The organism is Photorhabdus antumapuensis (genome assembly GCF_020387775.1).
Classification (GTDB): domain Bacteria; phylum Pseudomonadota; class Gammaproteobacteria; order Enterobacterales; family Enterobacteriaceae; genus Photorhabdus; species Photorhabdus antumapuensis.
Map to the genome: position 1 here is coordinate 1 of NZ_JAHZMK010000056.1, position 265 is coordinate 265.

The window sequence follows — 265 nt, forward strand, 5'->3', positions numbered from 1 at the left end:
CATTTATTGACACTGCTATCATTGTTCTCAAAGCGTTAATCGCGCTTTTAGAGCTGATCCGCGCATTTCTGAAATAGATAACGGAAACGTAGCTAAGGCCATCGGGGTAACCTCCCGGTGGCCTTTAACATTTACCGCTTTTGATCAAGCTACTGTGTTTTATAATCTTTACTTCTCACAAAACGCAACCAGATGCATGCAGCATCATGCACTCATCAACCTACTAAGCCACTCTTGTTTAAGTGGTCTAATATACTGATCTGGC

The 265-nt window shown here is 42.3% G+C and carries 1 protein-coding gene; it reads left to right on the forward strand.

Annotation, left to right across the window (positions count from 1 at the left end; all coding sequences use genetic code 11):
* Positions 1–5: 5 nt before the first annotated feature.
* Positions 6–77, forward strand: a complete 72-nt coding sequence (gene dinQ, locus KZ793_RS23000; protein ID WP_369293964.1) for a damage-inducible type I toxin DinQ — start codon at positions 6–8, stop codon at positions 75–77.
* Positions 78–265: the final 188 nt, after the last annotated feature.